We start from the raw sequence: 18033 nt of genomic DNA, 5'->3' as shown, positions 1-18033 counted from the left end.
GCGAACGACTCAGAAAACCGTATCTTCGTGGCTGATTCCTGTACAGGGCAATTTTTCTAAAAATAAGCCGAATTAGGTTGACAGGCAGCATTTTTAGCAAAATAATCACCGCAACACTACAAATTATGTCAGAATATACCTCTTTAGATACCTTGGGCGAATTTGGTTTAATCCGTCGTCTGCAAGAAAATATTGACCTCAACCAGCCTTCTACCATTGTGGGTATTGGCGATGACGCCGCCGTGCTGGAGCCGGGGCAGAAGCAGATTGTCATTTCAACGGATATGCTGGTGGAGAACGTGCATTTTGACCTTACCTTTTGCCCGCTCAAGCATTTGGGCTACAAAGCCGTGGCCGTGAATGTGTCTGACATTGCCGCCATGAACGCTATTCCTACTCAAATTGTAGTGAGCTTGGCCATTGGCGCGCGCTACACCGTGGAAGCCATTGAGGAACTCTACGCCGGCATGCGCCTGGCCTGCGAAAACTATAAAGTAGATTTGGTAGGCGGCGACACCACTGCTTCACGAAGTGGTTTGGTCATTAGCATCACCGCGCTGGGCGAAGTAGAGAAAGGCAAAGCCGTACTCCGCAGCACCGCCACTTTGAATGACTTGATTTGCGTGACCGGCGACTTAGGCGGCGCGTATTTAGGTTTGCAACTACTGGAGCGTGAGAAACAAGCGTTCTTAGCGGACCCCGAAACCCAGCCCGAATTGGAAGGCAAGGACTACGTGGTAGGCCGCCAACTCAGGCCCGAGGCGCGCATGGACGTGATTCATGAACTGAAGGAACTGGGCGTGCACCCCACCGCCATGATTGACATTTCTGACGGACTGGCTTCTGAGCTGCTGCACATCTGCACGCAGAGCCGCGTGGGCGCGAACATCTACCAAGACAAACTCCCCGCCGACCCGCAAACCCTGGAAACCGCCGAAGAATTCAAATTGGACCCCGTGACCTGCATCATGAACGGCGGCGAAGACTATGAACTGCTCTTCACTGTGAAAATGGCCGACTTCGATAAGATTCGGAACCACCCAGACATCACCATCATTGGTAACATCACAGATGCTAGCGAAGGGGTGAAACTAGTAACACCGTCTGGTAACGCATTCCCCATCAAAGCCCAAGGCTGGAACCACTTTGCCTAAATCGTCGCTGATTGTCATTCGGTTGCTGGCGCTGGTTGGCACCGTGGGCCTGCAGTTTCTGGCCGTGGAATTGTTTCAGCTTTTCCGGCAGCAATGGGGTTTGTTCCTGCTAATGGTGGGTTCGTATGTGTTGGGAAAACTTCTGCAGAAACGCGCAGGTTCTGACGTTGTGAGAGCCATAGGTTGGGGTGTGCAGTGGGCTGGCGTAGTGGCGTTGGTGTTGTGGGTGGTGTTTATGTTGTATTTGGCGTTTTTCTATTAAAGATTTGGTGTGACAATTCCCGTTTTCGGGCTCAATTCTGAAATTGAGCCCGAAAACGGGAATTGTGGTTTGGCTGTATAAGACTGCTGTATTTATCATACGTTGAATGCTTGATAATTAAAGTATTAAAAATGTGAAGGTTATTTATAGTATGTTTAAGATAATGTTTTAAATGATAGAATAAAGTATGTTATATATAGAAGATGGTGATGAAGTTAAATTGCCTAAAAAATTTCATTCCATTAATAATTTATGTGCCATTATATATGACCAACTTACTGAGATATTGACAGACGAAAATTATATCTCATTAAAAAAGACTATGATTCCTTTTGATAAGGAAAGCCAAATTTTAATTAGTGAATTTGATAATGGAGAAATAAATCCACTCGATTGGCTAAAAGAGAATAAATTAAATGACGCCTTAGCTACAGTTCTAGCTAAACACATCTCTATGTCAATTTTGTCTGACTTTGTAAATTTTATTTACGAATCATTAAGTTGTGCAAGAAAAGGAAAGATGTCTGTTGCTTATGCTTTAATAAGAAAACCCCTTACGGATGAATTATTGATTTTTGAACAGATATTAAATGATAAAAATGAATTTGTCGACAGGTTCTTTCACGATGGATTGCCTTCAACTTACGACCCAAGTGAAAGAAGTTTGGATAAAGGTCAAATTATTGCGAACGCTTTTGAAAAAATTAAGGCTAAGTTTACCCTTAATAAAGATATAATCTATCAATTAAGATATGATAAATCGTGTAAAGCAGGGATAAATGGAATTTCAAACCAAGCATTGCATATCGTAACGAAAGATTCAAATTATAGAACTGCAAATCAAGATTTAAATTTCGTTTTCTCGAATCATGATGATTTAGAAAAATATTTTATTCATTACTATAATTTTGTTCCATATTTGCTTATTTATTCAGTTGCAGTAATAGATGAATTAATATTTAGTTTATTGCCAGATAATGAACAACAAAAGAATTTAAAAGCAGTAAAAAAACTTCAGGAGACTTTTAGGGCAAATATTTTTATCAAACGAAACTTCTTTGATTAATATGAAGGAAGTAGAAACGAATAAAATTTTTGAAGCTTTAGGTGCCGAATTTAAATATGTATGTGAAGATTGTGGGGTTAATGGAGAATTTAGGGAAGCTGATTTTAAGTTATTTTTTGAAACTGAAAATTTTGTATGCTTCAATTGTTTTACTCCACTTTTAAGTTCTTCTGAATCTATTGCTCCAATTGTTAAGTTGTTGAACGAATTAGAGTGAGTAAAATGCTTAGCAAAAGTTAATCCTTAAACAGAAAAGCCTTCCTTGTCACGCAAGAAAGGCTTTTCTGTTTCAATATTCTACACTACTTAATCCTCCGGATACGGAATAAACACGAAGTTCATAAAATCCCTATCCACCACAAACAGGCAGCAGTATTCATCGGCGTCACGGTAGGCTTGGATGAACTCGTCGGTTTTGTCGGCGGCCACCAACTGGCGGTTCACGAATTCCTCCAGAAAAGAGGCGTTCACGTTCCACTTCAGGTTCAGCTCAGCCGCTTCAATCAACAGGCCGCCAATCTTGGTCACCTCGCGGGAAAACACGAAAATGGGGTATTGGGAGATTTCGCGCTTTCTAATCTGGTAAGAAGCCTCTTTCAAGGTGTCTGACACCTGCACGAAATCTGTGGTGATGGTGCCAAGGTATTTGCCGTTCAGTTCTGGGTCGTTCTGCATGGTATTGGTATCAAGTAACGCGTATCAGGGAACACGTACAAATATAAATTTAGATGCGTTTTCGGCTTCATTTCTGAAAATGAGGCCGAAAACGGCTTTTTTAAAAATTTCTCTCCACAGGAAACAGCGGTGGCTAGCGCAAGGTCAACAACGCCACACTCTCCACATGGTACGTCTGAGGGAACATATCCACGGGCTGTACTTTCACCACGTCATACAGTTCGGCCAATAGCTCTAAGTCACGGGCTTGGGTAGAAGGGTTGCAGCTCACGTACACAATTCGGTTGGCTTTCACCTCCAGCAACTTGGCTACCACGTCGGGGTGCATGCCGGCGCGGGGTGGGTCAGTGATAATCACATCGGGCCTTCCGTGGTGGGCGAACAGCTCGTCGGTGAGCATGTCTTTCATATCGCCGGCGTAAAAATGCGTGTTGGTGATGTCGTTGATTTGGGAGTTGATTTTGGCGTCTTCAATGGCGCTGGCCACGTACTCAATGCCTACTACCTGCGCCGCATTTCGGGCCACAAAGTTAGCGATGGTGCCCGCGCCGGTGTACAAATCATACACGGTTTCAGTGCCATTCAGCAAGGCAAATTCGCGGGTGAGTTTGTACAAGGTGTAGGCCTGCTCAGAGTTGGTCTGGTAAAAAGACTTCGGCCCGACTCTGAACCGCAGACCTTCCATCTGTTCATGAATGTAGGGCTCGCCGGCGTAGCATTTCACCTCCAGGTCATGGAAGGTTTCGTTGCCTTTGCTGTTCACCACGTACTGCAACGACGTAATCTGCGGGAACGCCTGAATCAGATAATCAAGCAGCGGGAAAAGAAGTTCGGGGCTGTCTGAGAACACCTGCAGAATCACCATCAAATCACCCGTATTGGCCGTCCTGATGATTAAATTCCGAAGAAACCCTTCCTGTTTCACCAAGTCAAAAAACGGCAAATCATGCTCCAGCGCATACGCCCGCACGGCCAACCTGATTTCATTTGACGGCGCTGGCTGCAGGTAACAGTGCTGAATGTCCACAATCTTGTCGAACCGCATGGGAATATGGAAGCCCAGCGCACGGCGCTCCAGTTCTTCGCCGCTGTCAATCTGCTCTTTGGTGAGCCAGGCGTTGCCCGAGAAGGTATATTCCAGTTTGTTGCGGTAGAAGCTCACGCGCTCAGACGGCACAATGGGCAGCATTTCATGGCCAGTAATCTTGCCAATGCGCTCAATGTTGTCGTTGACTTGTTTCTCCTTGTAGAACAGTTGCGTGTCATACGGAATATGCTGCCATTTGCAGCCGCCGCACACGCCAAAATGCTCGCAGAAAGGCTGCGTGCGCAGTTCTGAGTATTCATGGAAATGCACGGGCACGCCTTCCAGAAAGTTCTTTTTCTCCTTGGTGATGCGCGCGTCCACCACGTCGCCGGGAGCCACGTCGCTCAGAAAGATGACAATGTTCTCATGCCGAGCCAGGCATTTGCCCTCGGCTACCATTTCTTCTACCCGCAGCTGGGTCAGAATGCCGTATTTGCTTTTTCTCTTCTTGAATTTTCTCACGATGCCGCAAAAATACGAAGAAAAACGCTAGGCCACCGCCGGGAATTTATTTTCCGTTTTTGGCTTCGTTTCCAAAAATGAGCCCCAAAACGGAAGCAGGTGAATAGCTCACGCACGTTACCTTTTTGTAAAATTTTTACCCACAGAAACTGCGCACCAACCCTTAGAACCCTAGCGCTGCAGGTTGCCCTTGCAAATACTTCCTGAATGCCCAGGGGCTGGGAAAAACCTCCGTGAAAAAATGAGTACTTTTGTTTAAAGAAAGAAATCTGGTTGGCCAGTAAGGCGTTAGCCGCTGCCCAGCCCCACACTTTTAGTTTTATACAATGCGGAAACAACTACAAAAACTGAGTTTAATTCTGGTGGCTTTGCTTTGCAGCGGGCTCAGCGGGACGGCATGGGGGCAGATTGCGCTCTCGGGGGGGAATTACCAGGAAAACTTTGACGGCATGGGTGCTTCTGGCACTGCGCTGCCCAGCGGTTGGGCCGCTTTGCGGTTGGCTGGCACTGGCACCGTTGGCGCGGCTTTGTCGCCAGTGGTGAACGAGGGCAGCGCCGTTAGTGGCAGCGTGTACAATGTGGGTTTGCCCAACGCGGCAGACCGTGCGTTGGGGTCGTTGGCTTCTGCCTCTACTATTCCCGCCTTCGGGGCACAGTTCACTAATGCTACTTCTGGTGATATTACCAAGTTTGACCTCACGGGGTTCATGGAACAGTGGCGGACCGGTACCCGCGCAGACTTGTTAGAATCCATGGTTTTTGAATACAGCACGAACGCCACCAGTTTGAATTCCGGCACCTGGACTGCCCTGCAGAGTTTAGATTTAGTAGAAAAATTGTCTGCTTCCACTACAGCAGAACCAGCCAATGGTAATTTAGACGCTAACAGAACCGCCATTGCGGGATCTTTCTCTGTGCGGGTTCCTTCTGGCGGCACCATCTGGTTTAGATGGAAAGACACTGACATTACCGGCAATGACGGTATGTACGCCCTGGATGATTTGGTAGTGCGGCCCACGTACTCCACCGTTGACAATGTGCCTCCAACGTTTGTTTCAGCAAGTCCGGCCAATGGTGCCACCAACGTTTCTACGCAGCTTGATTTGGTCTTGACCTTCAGCGAGCAAGTTGAGGCTGGGCCTGGGCGGGTAACACTTTCCGGCGACGATATTATCATATCAAGAAATGCCAATGACCCAGAAATTTCTTATAGCGGCAACACGGTCACTATCCGGAATTTAAGCTTATGGTTAGGTGTAACATATGTGGTAAGTGTAGCCAACAATGCGTTCAGAGACGGCGCCGGCAATTTCTTTGCAGGTATTCCTGCCGGAAGCTATTCTTTCACCACTTCCAGCACTGGCACGCCGGTGATTTTCACCAACCAAGAAACTTTCACGTTCCCGCTAACCCAAACCGGTCAGTATTCTCCCATTGTGGGCTATGATTTGTCTGCGCAGCATTTGCAAGGTCCGGTGACAGTGGCGGTGAGCGGCGCTTACCAGATTTCCAAGACCAATGACCCTGCTAGTTTTAACGGAGCCACCTTGACCTTTACGGCAACGGAATTGGCCACCACTAAAATAGTGTACGTTCGGTTTGCGCCCACGTCTTCCAGTGATAGAAACGGCACCATCACGCACACCTCAAATGGCGCGCAGGCGGTCACCGTAAGTCTATCGGGGACGGCCTTCAACCCCAATACGCAGGATTTTAACACGTGTAGCACGCAATTACCGGGCGGCTGGAGCCAATTCAGCGTGACCGGGGCGCAGGTGTGGAGCTGTACGGCCTTCGGACGGTCTGGCACCGCGGTGCAGATGAGCGGTTTCAGTGGGGGCAACCAAGCCAACGAAGACTGGTTGATTTCGCCGGCCATTGATTTGACGATGGGCTACAATTATCCGGTGCTGAATTTTTGGTCAAGAACGGCCTTCTCCGGCGCTCCGCTTAAACTGATGGTGTCCACCAACTACTCGGGTACCGGTAGCCCAACCGCCGCCGGCGTGACCTGGACCGAGGTGAACGGACGGTTCCCCGAGGCTGCGTCTGATGTCTGGACCCAAACCAGAAACCTGGATCTTACCCGTTTCAAGGGCAACAACGTGCACGTGGCGTTTGTCTATGCCTCCACCATAACCGCCGCGCCGCGCTGGACCTTAGATGACTTTGAGGTTTCCAATTCCACCACGCCGCCGCTGGCAACCTTGATCACCAACCTTACGCCGCTCTCAGACGCAGATTTCGGGACGTTGGCAGTGGGAGCTTCGGCAGACAAAACCTTTACGTTCACCACCGAGGGTTTGTATTCAGACCTGACCGTTTCTATGGCCGCGCCTTTCCAGATCTCCAAAAACGGTACAGATTTCGCGCAGACGCTGACTTTCACCCAAACCGAGGCCGCCACGGCTAACGTCATCGTCCGGTTCACCGCGATACAGGTCAACAACCAGGCGTACACCGGTCGAGTGACATTCACGGCCAGCAACCTGAACCAACAGTTGGGTTATTTAACGGCCGCCGTGCTGAGCAAAGACAATACTTTTGACGTGGTCACCTGGAACATTGAGTGGTTTGGGTCGGCTAGCCAGGGCCCGTCTGATGACGCGCTGCAGAGAGCCAACGTGAAAAAAGTGATAGAGGCCATTGACGCAGATGTGTACGCGTTCCAGGAAATTTCCAACGCCGCGGCCTTCAATGAGTTAAAAGCCCTGTTGCCAGACTATGAAGGGTTTGTCTCCACGTATTCCAACAACACGCAGGAAGTCGCCTACTTTTACAAGAAAGCCACGGTCACTGAAGTGCAACGCAAGTATTTGTTGACGGGCACCACCAACATCAACAACTTCTGGGCCAGCGGGCGCTACCCGTATCTGTTGGAGGTAGACGCCACCATCAACGGCGTGACCAAGCGCCTGCACCTCATTAACATTCACGCCAAAGCCAACGACGGCGCCACGCCAGAAGAAGCCTTGGTAGCCTACAACCGCCGCTTAGATGACGTGCGCGTGCTCAAAGATTCTCTGGACCGTTATTTCCCCAACGCCAGCATTATTATGTTAGGTGATTACAACGATGACATAGACGAAACCGTGGCCGATGTGGCGACGCGGGTCTCTACGTACCAACCGTTCGCCAGTGATGCAGCCAATTATAGATTCGCCACCTTGCCGTTGAGCCAGGCGGGTCTTCGCACCTACATCACCCGTGAGAACGTGATTGACCACATCTTATATTCCAATGAATTGGAGGGCTTCTTTATTGAGAACTCGGCCAGAATTGTGATTCCGTATGCTATAGTGGGGGCTGCCTCACCAGATGTGTATGCCAGCACCACCTCAGACCACTTGCCGGTGATGGCGCGGTTTAGCCTGGTGAATCCGTTAGGCTTGAGAAACGAAGCCAAGCACGGTGGCCTACAGCTGTTTCCGAATCCTACGCAAGGTGCGGTGCAGTTGCAGTTGCCGGCAGAACTGGCCCACAAGAACCTGAAGCTAAGCCTGCGTTCGGTGCAAGGGCAGGTGCTGGGAACGTTCAACGGGTCGGTGCGTGCTGTTTCTGGCCAGGTCTCTGCCAAACTTCAGGGGGCCGCGGCCGGGTTGTACCTGGTGGTGGTTGAGGTAGACGGAAAAACGTTTTACGCCAGAATCGTGAAAAACTAATCCTAGCCTTTCTGTTTTCGGGCTCATTTCCAGAATTGAGCCCGAAAACAGAAATACTTTTAGATGAAAGTCCCTTATTTTAAAACTTTAGCAATCCTATAGCTAAAAGCCCGCTAAACTCATTTGGCGGGCTTTTTTTATTAGTGGAATAATGCATTACTTTAGCCGCTTCTAAATAACTTTTTCCGCATTCATACACGTTACCTATCCTCCGCATGAAACCACTGTTTTCTTCCTTTTTAGCTTTGTTGGTAGTATTGGCTGGCTGTACCACCAGTGACCGGCAGGCGGCGTCCTCCACTGCTGCAGACCGAGGCGTGCTGGGAAGCAAGGGCATGGTGGTAAGCGCGCACCCAGACGCCACGCGCCTTGGCCTGGCCATTTTACAGAAAGGCGGCAACGCCTATGATGCTGCTGCGGCCACCGGGCTGGCGTTGGCCGTGGCGTATCCCATTGCGGGCAACATTGGCGGCGGCGGATTTCTGGTGTACAGAACGGCCACCGGTGAAATAGGGTCTTTAGACTACCGCGAGCGCGGCCCGGCGGCGGCCACCAAAAATATGTACTTAGACGCGCAGGGCAATGTGATTCCAGATTTAAGCATTTTGGGTCATTTGGCTGCCGGGGTGCCGGGCGCGGTAGACGGCATGGTGACTATGCACCAGAAACTGGGCAAATTGCCTTGGGACCAGGTGGTGCAACCCGCCATTGACCTGGCGCGCAACGGTGTAATCCTCACAGAACGCGAAGCCCGCGGACTCAACGGCACCAAAGCAGAACTACAGAAAGCAAACAAGCATAAAACGGTGCTGGAAAGAGACATTCCCTGGAAAAAAGGGGACACGCTGTTTCTGCCAGAATTGGCCAGGGTGCTGGAAAGAATCAGAGACAAAGGCCGCGCAGGTTTCTATGAAGGAGAGACTGCTGATTTATTAGTGAAAGAAATGAAGCGCGGCGGCGGCATCATTACGCACCAAGACCTGAAAGACTATCAAGCTGTGTGGCGCGCGCCCATAACCGGCACGTACCGCGGCTACAAAGTGATTTCCATGCCTCCGCCCTCCAGCGGCGGTATTGCCTTAATACAGTTACTTAAAATGGTGGAACCCTATGACCTCAAAACCTGGGGCTGGCAAACCACCAACACCGCGCACCTGATAGTAGAGGCAGAGCGAAGAGTGTACGCCGACCGTTCCACGTATTTGGGTGACCCAGATTTCTTCAAGGTGCCTGTGGGCAGCTTGCTGGACGCCAACTATCTCAAAAATCGCATGACCACGGTGTCCATGGAAAAAGCCACGCCATCTGCCCAGGTCTTGGCCGGAGGATTAGCCAGAAAAGAGAGCGACCAAACCACCCATTATTCCATAGTGGACCAGTGGGGAAATGCGGCTTCGGTGACTACTACTTTGAACGGTGATTATGGCTCCAATGTAGTGGTGGAGGGCGCGGGATTTCTCCTCAACAATGAGATGGATGATTTCAGTGCGAAGCCCGGCGTGCCCAACATGTTTGGCCTGATTGGCGGTGAGGCCAACGCTATTGCCCCCGGCAAGCGCATGCTCAGTTCCATGACGCCCACCATTCTGGAAAAGGACGGAAAGCTGTTCATGGTGGTAGGCACGCCCGGCGGCGCCACTATTATCACTTCGGTGTTTCAGGCGGTGATGAATGTGGTGGACCATGGCATGACCATGCAGGCGGCCGTGAGCGCCCCGCGGTTCCACCACCAGTGGTTGCCAGACTTAATTCAGCCAGAGGCGAAAGCCTTATCTGCGCAGGTGCGCGAGGCACTGCAGCAGAAAGGGCACCAACTCCGTAACCGAGGCTCAATTGGCAAGGTAGACGGCATTCTGCGCTTGCCAGACGGCCGGCTGGAAGGGGGCGCTGACCCACGCGGCGATGATACGGCCATGGGCTATTAACTTTGGTTTGGTGCTGTTTAACCTGTTTACCGCTGCTACGTTATAAGATAGCCAAAACTACTAGCGCAGCGGGCGTATCCACAGCACAAAAATGCCGTATATTCACCGAATTTATTTTTGATCAGGCACCATGAATTTCAAACAGATAGCCATTGCCGCTGCTCTTTTATTCGTAGCGGGGGTTTCCCAGGGGCAAAGTATCATTGAGCAACGGGGCGTGAGCATTCCCAGGTTGTACCACCAGAATTATTTCTTTTTGAACCCAGCCTTTGCCGGGGCAGAAGGGCGCCGTGAGTTTGGGATTAACGGCCACTTAAATGCCTTGCCGGGTGGTACCACCTCCACGGCGCCCTTGGCGTTTATTGCCTATTACCACGGCCACGTGGGTGACACCACCCGCAACGGAATTGGCGTGCACATGCTCTATGACCAATTTGACCAGTTCTGGCTGGGGCAGTTGGGCTTAACCTACACCAAACGGTTCAAGTTTGGCAACAGGAGCAGCCTGGCCATTGGCACGCGGCTGTCTGCCAAATACATGAACGTTGACTTAAGCGAAATGCCCCACCCGGAAGATGAACTGGGGTTGGTAGGCCATGACAGCGATTTAAGGCCTGATGTGGATGTAGGGCTTTGGCTGAACGTGCGGAATTTCTACGCTGGTGCCACCTTCGCCAGTTTGCTGGAACCAAACTTCAATCTGCTGGAGAATGCTGAGCGCGAAAATCCCCGGGAATTATTTTTAACGGCGGGCTATCGGTTTGAGATCACCAGCCAAGCCAGCATCACGCCTTCGGTTTTCTATGACAAACCTTTCAAAGACGGCAAAAGTAAACTCCAGTACGGGGCGCAGGCCAACTTCGGGTTTCTCACGGCCGGCGCTATTTACAGAGGGCAGTTTGATGATGTCTCTGTCTGGAACCTGAACGCGGGCGTAAACATTAGCAACAACTTCCAGCTGCTGGGCGCCTTTGACCTCAACAAGCAAGTGAACGGTGAAAGACCCGATTCTCAAATTGAAGCCAGCATGCGGGTAAGGTTCTAAAAACTACTACCGTTTCAACTAAAAAAGGCCTGCAAACTGCAGGCCTTTTTTAGTTGAATAGAATTCTTGCCATGAAAAAATCAAGCTAGGGAAGCCTTTGCGCCAATTCTGTTTTCGGGCTCATTTCCAGAAATGAGCCCGAAAACAGGAATCTGGTTTTATCAGAAATGTAGCATCGTTATAGTATAACTACGCTACCTAAGAGACAGTTAATGCAAAAGACCTCACTTGTTTTTGAACCCTTTGAGGTCTTCCCCGATTTCGGTTTTCGGGCTCGTTTCTGCAAATGAGCCCGAAAACAGATGTCAGCCAATCTTTCCTACCTAACAGGTTCTTATTCCAAGAAAAGGCCAACTACTATTCACCTAAAAAGAGAAGGGCCACTACATGGTAGCGGCCCTTCTCTTTTTTACAAATCAGCAAGGTTTATAAACCGTCTTTGATGATGGCAACGGCTTCTTGCAGGTACAGGTCTTTCTTGGCATTACGGGTGAAGGCCTGGAAGCGGGCAGAGGCAGCGGTGTCGGCGGATAGTTTGCTCACGTCAGATTTCAGCGTAGCCATATCCAGCAATGGCACCATCTTGCGGGCGTCTTCCAGTTTCTTAGACTGCGCCTGGGCTTTGCGTTCCTCCTCCTGGTACGTGCTTAACTTCAAAGACCGAAGCGTGTTGTCTGTTCTGGTCTTCAGGTTAAGGGCGGTTTGGTTGATCAAGGAGAACGTTGGGCTTTTCTGGATTCTGGTAGAAGCAGAGGCTTTCAGTTTCTCAATGGGCATGGTGTTCACCGCAGAGAATTTGGCGGCCTGAATCTCATCAAAAGGCAACGCGTAATCCTGCTCTTTCTCGCCGTATTTCAGGTACGTGTAAGTGTCTGGCAGAATAATGTCTGGCGTTACGCCGCGCAGCTGCACCGTTTTGCCGCTGATTCTATAGTACTTCTGAGTCGTCAATTTCAAATGGCCCAATGGTTTCACGGCGTCAAAGGTGGCAGGCAATACCTGGTCCAGGTCAAAGAACTGTTGCACGGTTCCTTTTCCGTAGGTAGACGAGCCCACAATCACGCCGCGCTTGTAGTCTTGAATAGCCGCAGCCATAATTTCAGACGCCGAGGCGCTGTTCTCGTTCACCAACACCACCAAAGGACCGGTAAACTGCACCTGCGGATCACGGTCTTCCAGCACAGCCGCCGGGCCGTTCGCTGATTTTACCTGCACCACCGGACCAGATTTAATGAACAAGCCCACCATTTCCACCACATCTTGCAGCGAACCACCACCGTTGTTGCGAAGGTCAAGAATGATGCCCTGAGCGTTTTCCTGTTTCAGTTTGGCCACTTCATCAGCTACGTCTTTGCCACTGTTGCGGCCACCGGCGTTTTTAAAGTCGGCGTAAAAAGCGGGCAGGTGAATGTAACCAATAGGTTTTGGTCCTTTGATCAGCAAAGATTTGGCATACCCTTCCTCGCGCACCACCACGTCTCTAATGATGGAGATAACTTTTTGCGTGCCGTCAATTTTCTTCACGTGCAGGCGTACTTCGGTGCCTTTTTTGCCTCTTACCAAGGTCACGGCTTTGTCCAGGCGCATGCCTTGAATGTCCACGGGTTCCTGGTCGCCTTGGGCCACTTTCAAGATAGCGTCGCCGGCTTTCAGTTCACCTTGCATGTACGAAGGGCTTCCCGGGGTGATTTCAGAAACTTTAATTACACCGTCTTTCTCAGTTAGCACAGCGCCAATTCCTTCTAAGCGGCCAGAGAACTCAAAATCAAAATCTTCTTTCTCTTTGGGCGCGAAGTATTCTGTGTGCGGGTCATAGATATTGGCGAAGGAGTTCAGGTACGTGGAGCGCCAGTCTTCTTTCTCCAGCTGGCCCATGCGCTTGAACAGCTCATCATAGCTTTCCTGAATTTTCTTGCGGGCATCGGCTTCCATCACCGACTGGGTTTTCTTCGGCTCTTTATTGCCGGCGGTGTCAGCTTTCTGCTGGGTGTCCAGGGCGTCTGCCACCCTTATCAAAGTCTGGTACTTGAGGTATTTGCGCCATTCCTCTTTCAAGGCGGCCTGCGACGTGGCGAATTTGAGTTTCTCAGACTTCACCTCAATGGTTTCGTCTTTGTCAAACTCAAACGGCTTGGCCAGCACTTCTTTGTAATAGCTTTCGGCCTCTTTCAGGCGTTTCTGGAACAAGGTCATAGACAAGTCAAAGAACTTGAAAGAACCGTTCTTGAACTCATCGTCCAGCTGGGTTTGGTAGGCCTTTAGTTGGTCCACGTCAGACTGCAGCAGGAATTTTTTATTGGAATCCAGGCGCTCCAGGTACAGCGCGAAGGCTTTCTTTGAAAAGTCATCATCCAACTTCTCCGGGGAGTAGTGCGCCGAGCTCAGGCCCTGCATGAGCACCTTGGTGAGCACTTCGTTTTTCTGGTCACGGGGCACGCCGTCCTTCTCCAGGAGCTTGTAAGACGCAACGCCAAATACCACAGATGCCGCGGTACCGTAAGCCACTAGTTTAGTTTTGAATGAGAACATATGGGAGTGAAGATAAAGTCAATGGGTAAAGATGCAAAAGTAATGCCTGATTTCTGCGGGGCTTATTGCTTCTAACGAAAACAAGCCAATCTAAGGTGTACCGCGTGCCAATTTATTTATAAAAGCCAGATAATGCGGCACGCAGCCCGGCGCTAGATAATTTTTCTTGCCAAACAAAGGTATAACAGCCGGTAAGTGTCTTTTGTTCTGATTTTTACCAGAAGCCCTGACTTTTCATAAGTAGCCCGGCGCCTAAAATTATTACAAAGGTTTATGGAAAAAATGTGGCGCGCGCATCATAGGGGAAAGCAACCTTCTCTACCTCTAACCAACACTGCCATGAAACCAACTACCGCTACCGCCATTGCTCTTCAGCCTACCTTAAATGACATTGTGTTTGAGCACCGCAACAAAGCCTACGGCGCCTACCAACTCAGACTGCTGTACAAAAAACACTTGGGGCAAGCCATCTTGTTGGCAGTGGGGTTCTTTGTGCTGCTGTTCAGTGTGCCCACCGCCATTGGCAAGATTTTCAAAGGCGATGCTAAAATCTCTACCGTGGCTTCAAAAGACACCACGCTCATGGTGACGGTGGTCATGGAAAAACTAAAGGAAGTGAAACCAGCCACTACCCAGCCGGAGGCCGCGCCCGAGCCTAAAGTGAGTACCATAAAAAATACAGTGCCCAAAGTGGTGGAGGAATCAAAAGTAGTCACAGATGAGATCCCCACCCAGGAACAACTGCAGACCGCCCACTCTGGGCACACCACTTTTACTGGAGAAGAGCCGGGCCAGGGCGGAAATCCCATGCCCAATGATGGCACCGGCTCAGGCACTGGAGGTGGGGAGGGAACCGCAGAACCTGCGCCTTCAATTTTCACTGTAGTAGAACAGATGCCAGAATATGAGGGTGGCTTACAGAAATTGATGAGTTACATCAGCAAAAACATTAAATACCCCAGAGCGGCCTTAAGCCAAGGCATTGAAGGAACGGTGGTACTGAGTTTTGTGGTAATGCCTTCCGGCGATATAGCCCAGATAGAAGTGTTGAAAGGCCTGGGCTTCGGTACTGAAGAGGAGGCTATACGCGTGGTGAGTAAAATGCCCCGCTGGAAGCCCGGCATCCAGAACGGCCGCGCCGTGCCCGTGAAGATGACCTTGCCCATTAGGCTGGAGTTGAATTAAGCCAGATTGATTTTCCGTTTTCGGGCTCATTTCTGGAAATGAGCCCGAAAACGGAAATCTAAATACTGACTCTAAAAATTTACAGAAAGCAGAACGCAAAAAAGCCCGGCCTCTAATGTAGAGACCGGGCTTTTCTATTTATTGGGAGTTTCTACTATCTGTAGATATGCTCACCACGGTTGGTGCGCCACTCGTTTTCAAAATAGGTAGCATCATCTTCAGAACGTGGGGTCACGCCCATTACAATGTTACCTTCTTTGATTCCAGACTCATATACCTGGGCACGCTCTTCAGGAATACCGGAACCTACCAGGGCTCCAAGCAAACCACCTGTCAAGCCACCTGCACCGGCACCAGCTAAACCAGCAGCCAACGGACCGGCAATGATCAAGCCTAAACCTGGCAAGGCAACAGAAGTACCAATAGCAGCAATGGCTCCTACAATAGCACCTAACGTACCACCAATGGCAGAACCAGCGCCAGCACCTTCAAGGGCTTTGCTTCCTAGTTCGGTGTCATTGTCTACGTTGTCTGCGAAGTGGCGCTTACGAGCATCATCGCTCATGATCACGTTCACATCATCTTTGCTGTAGCCACGGCTGTGGAGAGCGTTGTAAGCGCGTTCTGCACTTTCTCTGTCTCTGAACATACCTGTCATCATGCGTGAATTGCCGGTGTTACCAGTTTGATTTTCCATAGTTCGTTGTTTAATGTTGAGTAAGTGTAACATAATAGTAAATGCAAATACAGAACCTGACGATGCTCTGCCAGTTTTGAGATTAGATAAACGCAAACAATCTGTATTAGTTACAGCGCCCTCCAAAGTGAATCTAAAAGAAAAGCCCACGATGCAGATCGTGGGCTTTTCTTGATTAAGTTGGAAAAAGGGCCTATCAATTATACACTTTCACCATGTAAACAAAGTCCTGGAGTTTCTTTAATTGCTGGGGGCGGGTGGTGCCGGTTAAGGTATTCACCTTGGGCAATTCAATAGGCTGCGGCAGGCGGTGGTCAGGCAATTGGTCCAGCAGGTTCAGCAGATAGGCCGTCTTCACCGCGAAGGCCGCCCCGTCTACGCCCAGCAGTTTGCCGCTGATCACGCCAATCATGTTGCCTTTGTCATCTAGCAGCGGGCCGCCGCTGTTGCCCGGGTTCAACGGAATGGAAATCTGGTAAGAGGCGGTGTCACCGTACACCCCAGACTTGGAGCTCAAGGTACCTTCGCCAAACACCACGTCTTCTCTGGGGTAACCCAAGGTAAACACGCGTTCGCCTAAGTCTGTCTCTTTGGCTTTAAAGGAATAAGGCAGTTTACCGAAACCGGAGAACGAGGTGTCTGTCACGCGCAGCAAGGCCAGGTCTCTGATTTGGTCTGAGTAGATTTCCTCTACCTTGTACTTGGTGCCGTTCTTGTTTTCAATCATCAAAGAATCTGCGCCTTCAATCACGTGGTAGCTGGTCACAAAATAACCGTCTGCGGTGAGTACAAAGCCGGTGCCGCTGAACTGACCCGGATTCACCTGATTTTTAGGCGAGGTGTTGGGTGTCTGTAACAAGGCGTTCTGCTTGCGCTTTAGGGCGTCTACTTCGCGTCTGAGTTCCACGTAACGGGCTGTCTGCTGTTTGGTAGCCGAACGCCACATCTCCATGCCTAGCAAGCTGCTGAATACCGTGACAATGGCTACCGTGGCGGCCACGCCCATGGTGGCGGCGTACCGCTTCATGAACACCTGCACGGGGGTGCGGCGCCTTACTGGCGCGGGGGCCACTGCCGGGGCAGAGGCTTTCCATTCCTGGTGGAAGGCGTTGAGTTTCGCCCGCAGGGCTTTCTGCTTGCCAAAACCGTGCAGCGTGGACGTGAGCATCTGAAACTCCTGCACCCGCTGCGCGAACATAGGATCCTCGGCCATGCGGGCCTCCAGGGCTTGCCGCTCTGCAGACGTCACCTGGCGTTGGTGGTAGCGCTCTAGTAATTCAAATAATTCCCTGTCACTCATATAGGTTCACCCTCCCGGGTGTGGGTAATGGCTTTATGACAAGCCGTTGTAATCTGAGAAAAATAGTTTCTTCAGACGCATGAGGCATTTGTACTTCTGGTTTTTGGCCGAGTCTGCATTGGTGTAGCCAAACTTCTCGGTGATCTCGGGCATGCCCATGCTCCTTATATAGAAGTCCTCCAACAAAGTTTTGCAGGGCTCGCCCAGTTTCTCCAGGGCAGAGCCCATGGCGGAGAACTTGAGTTCGTTTTCCTCGGCCTGGTCGGTTTCCTCTTCCACGGGCGTCAGTTCAGCCTCTGTGTCTTCTACCAGGCCGCTGCTGAACCGGCTGCTGCGCGACAAACGCTTGAGCCAGAGCCTGCGGCAGATGGAGTAGAGGTACGTCTTGATCTGGCAGTTGAGTTCCAGCTGTCCCGCCTTGAGTTTTTCATAGAAGACAATCACGGCCTCCTGAAAAATGTCCTTGGCGTCGTCCTCGGTGCCGCTGTTGCTTTGCACAAAGAACAGCACCGTGGGGAAGTGGAGCTTGTACAACCTACCCAAGGCTGCCTCGTCGTCCCGCAAAATCCCTTCTATAATGTCGGCATCGGCCTCTTGCGCCTTCCTAATCATGCTTGTCAATTAATACAGTTTCAAGGGATTAGTAACCCAATTAAAAAAATAAAATTTTTTTCTGTTTTGGTGGGTTACCTCCCGGGGGGTAGTGGTATTAAGGGTGAAATTAACGCTAAAACCCTTAAAAAATCTTAAAATGAAAAAGGTATTTTCTCTTGCCCTAGTTGCTGGTATGTTCGTATTCGCTTCTTGCGAAACTAAAACTGCTGAAACTACTGAAACCACTACTGAAACTACAACTGAAGCAACTGACGCTACTGAAGCTGATGCTACTGTAACTGGTGATTCTACTGCCACCACTACTACTACTTCTGGTGACACTACTACCACTACCACTACTACCACTACTGGCACAACTGCTCAGTAATT

15 protein-coding genes are annotated in these 18033 nt (G+C 50.0%); 9 read left to right on the top strand and 6 right to left on the bottom strand.

What is annotated here, in order from left to right; translation table 11 throughout:
• The first annotated feature begins 125 nt into the window (after nt 1-125).
• From thiL to IMY23_RS08055, 4 genes are all read left to right on the top strand, one after another.
• Nucleotides 126-1154 (top strand): thiamine-phosphate kinase, encoded by a 1029-nt coding sequence (thiL, locus tag IMY23_RS08070; RefSeq protein WP_192821588.1) that lies wholly within the window; start codon nt 126-128, stop codon nt 1152-1154.
• Complete coding sequence (locus IMY23_RS08065) at nt 1147-1416, top strand: hypothetical protein (RefSeq protein WP_192821587.1); 270 nt, start codon at nt 1147-1149, stop codon at nt 1414-1416. The genes thiL and IMY23_RS08065 overlap by 8 nt, the downstream gene beginning before the upstream one ends.
• Nucleotides 1417-1603: 187 nt before the next feature.
• On the top strand, nt 1604-2482 hold the full coding sequence (locus IMY23_RS08060) for a hypothetical protein (protein ID WP_192821586.1): 879 nt from the start codon (nt 1604-1606) through the stop codon (nt 2480-2482).
• Between the two features lies 1 nt (nt 2483).
• Nucleotides 2484-2699, top strand: coding sequence for a hypothetical protein (locus IMY23_RS08055; protein ID WP_192821585.1), 216 nt, complete (start codon nt 2484-2486; stop codon nt 2697-2699).
• Between the two features lie 89 nt (nt 2700-2788).
• Here the strand turns inward: IMY23_RS08055 and IMY23_RS08050 are convergent, their stop codons facing one another.
• Entirely contained in the window at nt 2789-3157 is a 369-nt protein-coding gene (locus tag IMY23_RS08050) for a hypothetical protein (protein WP_192821584.1), read from the bottom strand.
• A 133-nt stretch (nt 3158-3290) separates the two neighbouring features.
• Nucleotides 3291-4706 carry a 23S rRNA (uracil(1939)-C(5))-methyltransferase RlmD gene (gene rlmD / locus IMY23_RS08045; protein ID WP_370589838.1) on the bottom strand — a complete coding sequence of 472 codons (1416 nt, stop codon included), beginning with the start codon at nt 4704-4706 and terminating at the stop codon, nt 3291-3293.
• A gap of 326 nt (nt 4707-5032) precedes the next feature.
• Between rlmD and IMY23_RS08040 the strand changes: the two genes are divergently transcribed.
• The 3 genes from IMY23_RS08040 (at nt 5033) to IMY23_RS08030 (ending at nt 11338) form a co-directional block, all read left to right on the top strand.
• On the top strand, nt 5033-8368 hold the full coding sequence (locus IMY23_RS08040; RefSeq protein ID WP_192821583.1) for a T9SS-dependent choice-of-anchor J family protein: 3336 nt from the start codon (nt 5033-5035) through the stop codon (nt 8366-8368).
• Between the two features lie 215 nt (nt 8369-8583).
• Nucleotides 8584-10293 (top strand): gamma-glutamyltransferase, encoded by a 1710-nt coding sequence (gene ggt / locus IMY23_RS08035; protein ID WP_192821582.1) that lies wholly within the window; start codon nt 8584-8586, stop codon nt 10291-10293.
• A gap of 130 nt (nt 10294-10423) precedes the next feature.
• Nucleotides 10424-11338: a PorP/SprF family type IX secretion system membrane protein gene (locus IMY23_RS08030; RefSeq protein ID WP_192821581.1), complete on the top strand. Its 915-nt coding sequence runs from the start codon at nt 10424-10426 to the stop codon at nt 11336-11338.
• Nucleotides 11339-11764: 426 nt separating this feature from the next.
• Here the strand turns inward: IMY23_RS08030 and IMY23_RS08025 are convergent, their stop codons facing one another.
• Nucleotides 11765-13867 carry a carboxy terminal-processing peptidase gene (locus IMY23_RS08025; RefSeq protein WP_192821580.1) on the bottom strand — a complete coding sequence of 701 codons (2103 nt, stop codon included), beginning with the start codon at nt 13865-13867 and terminating at the stop codon, nt 11765-11767.
• Nucleotides 13868-14206: 339 nt separating this feature from the next.
• Here IMY23_RS08025 and IMY23_RS08020 point away from each other — a divergent pair, with 339 nt between their 5' ends.
• Nucleotides 14207-15052, top strand: a complete 846-nt coding sequence (locus tag IMY23_RS08020) for an energy transducer TonB (protein WP_192821579.1) — start codon at nt 14207-14209, stop codon at nt 15050-15052.
• A gap of 154 nt (nt 15053-15206) precedes the next feature.
• Here the strand turns inward: IMY23_RS08020 and IMY23_RS08015 are convergent, their stop codons facing one another.
• The 3 genes from IMY23_RS08015 to IMY23_RS08005 all read right to left on the bottom strand — a co-directional run bounded on the left by IMY23_RS08015 (nt 15207) and on the right by IMY23_RS08005 (nt 17661).
• Nucleotides 15207-15749, bottom strand: coding sequence for a hypothetical protein (locus tag IMY23_RS08015; RefSeq protein ID WP_192821578.1), 543 nt, complete (start codon nt 15747-15749; stop codon nt 15207-15209).
• Between the two features lie 196 nt (nt 15750-15945).
• Entirely contained in the window at nt 15946-17049 is a 1104-nt protein-coding gene (locus tag IMY23_RS08010; RefSeq protein WP_192821577.1) for a serine protease, read from the bottom strand.
• A 33-nt stretch (nt 17050-17082) separates the two neighbouring features.
• Nucleotides 17083-17661 (bottom strand): RNA polymerase sigma factor, encoded by a 579-nt coding sequence (locus tag IMY23_RS08005; protein ID WP_192821576.1) that lies wholly within the window; start codon nt 17659-17661, stop codon nt 17083-17085.
• A 175-nt stretch (nt 17662-17836) separates the two neighbouring features.
• Between IMY23_RS08005 and IMY23_RS08000 the strand changes: the two genes are divergently transcribed.
• Complete coding sequence (locus tag IMY23_RS08000; RefSeq protein ID WP_192821575.1) at nt 17837-18031, top strand: hypothetical protein; 195 nt, start codon at nt 17837-17839, stop codon at nt 18029-18031.
• Nucleotides 18032-18033 lie beyond the last annotated feature (2 nt).

Source organism: Rufibacter sp. LB8, assembly GCF_014876185.1.
Lineage (GTDB): Bacteria > Bacteroidota > Bacteroidia > Cytophagales > Hymenobacteraceae > Nibribacter.
This window is presented reverse-complemented; position numbering and strand designations above follow the sequence as displayed.

Excerpts from the sequence above, each read along its gene's own strand:
- IMY23_RS08030 (WP_192821581.1), top strand. The coding sequence starts at position 10,424 with ATGAATTTCAAACAGATAGCCATTGCCGCTGCTCTTTTATTCGTAGCG.
- IMY23_RS08000 (WP_192821575.1), top strand. The coding sequence starts at position 17,837 with ATGTTCGTATTCGCTTCTTGCGAAACTAAAACTGCTGAAACTACTGAA.
- IMY23_RS08015 (WP_192821578.1), bottom strand. The coding sequence starts at position 15,749 with ATGGAAAATCAAACTGGTAACACCGGCAATTCACGCATGATGACAGGT.
- thiL (WP_192821588.1), top strand. The coding sequence starts at position 126 with ATGTCAGAATATACCTCTTTAGATACCTTGGGCGAATTTGGTTTAATC.
- IMY23_RS08010 (WP_192821577.1), bottom strand. The coding sequence starts at position 17,049 with ATGAGTGACAGGGAATTATTTGAATTACTAGAGCGCTACCACCAACGC.
- IMY23_RS08040 (WP_192821583.1), top strand. The coding sequence starts at position 5,033 with ATGCGGAAACAACTACAAAAACTGAGTTTAATTCTGGTGGCTTTGCTT.
- IMY23_RS08025 (WP_192821580.1), bottom strand. The coding sequence starts at position 13,867 with ATGTTCTCATTCAAAACTAAACTAGTGGCTTACGGTACCGCGGCATCT.
- IMY23_RS08020 (WP_192821579.1), top strand. The coding sequence starts at position 14,207 with ATGAAACCAACTACCGCTACCGCCATTGCTCTTCAGCCTACCTTAAAT.
- IMY23_RS08050 (WP_192821584.1), bottom strand. The coding sequence starts at position 3,157 with ATGCAGAACGACCCAGAACTGAACGGCAAATACCTTGGCACCATCACC.
- IMY23_RS08055 (WP_192821585.1), top strand. The coding sequence starts at position 2,484 with ATGAAGGAAGTAGAAACGAATAAAATTTTTGAAGCTTTAGGTGCCGAA.
- IMY23_RS08060 (WP_192821586.1), top strand. The coding sequence starts at position 1,604 with ATGTTATATATAGAAGATGGTGATGAAGTTAAATTGCCTAAAAAATTT.
- IMY23_RS08005 (WP_192821576.1), bottom strand. The coding sequence starts at position 17,661 with ATGATTAGGAAGGCGCAAGAGGCCGATGCCGACATTATAGAAGGGATT.
- ggt (WP_192821582.1), top strand. The coding sequence starts at position 8,584 with ATGAAACCACTGTTTTCTTCCTTTTTAGCTTTGTTGGTAGTATTGGCT.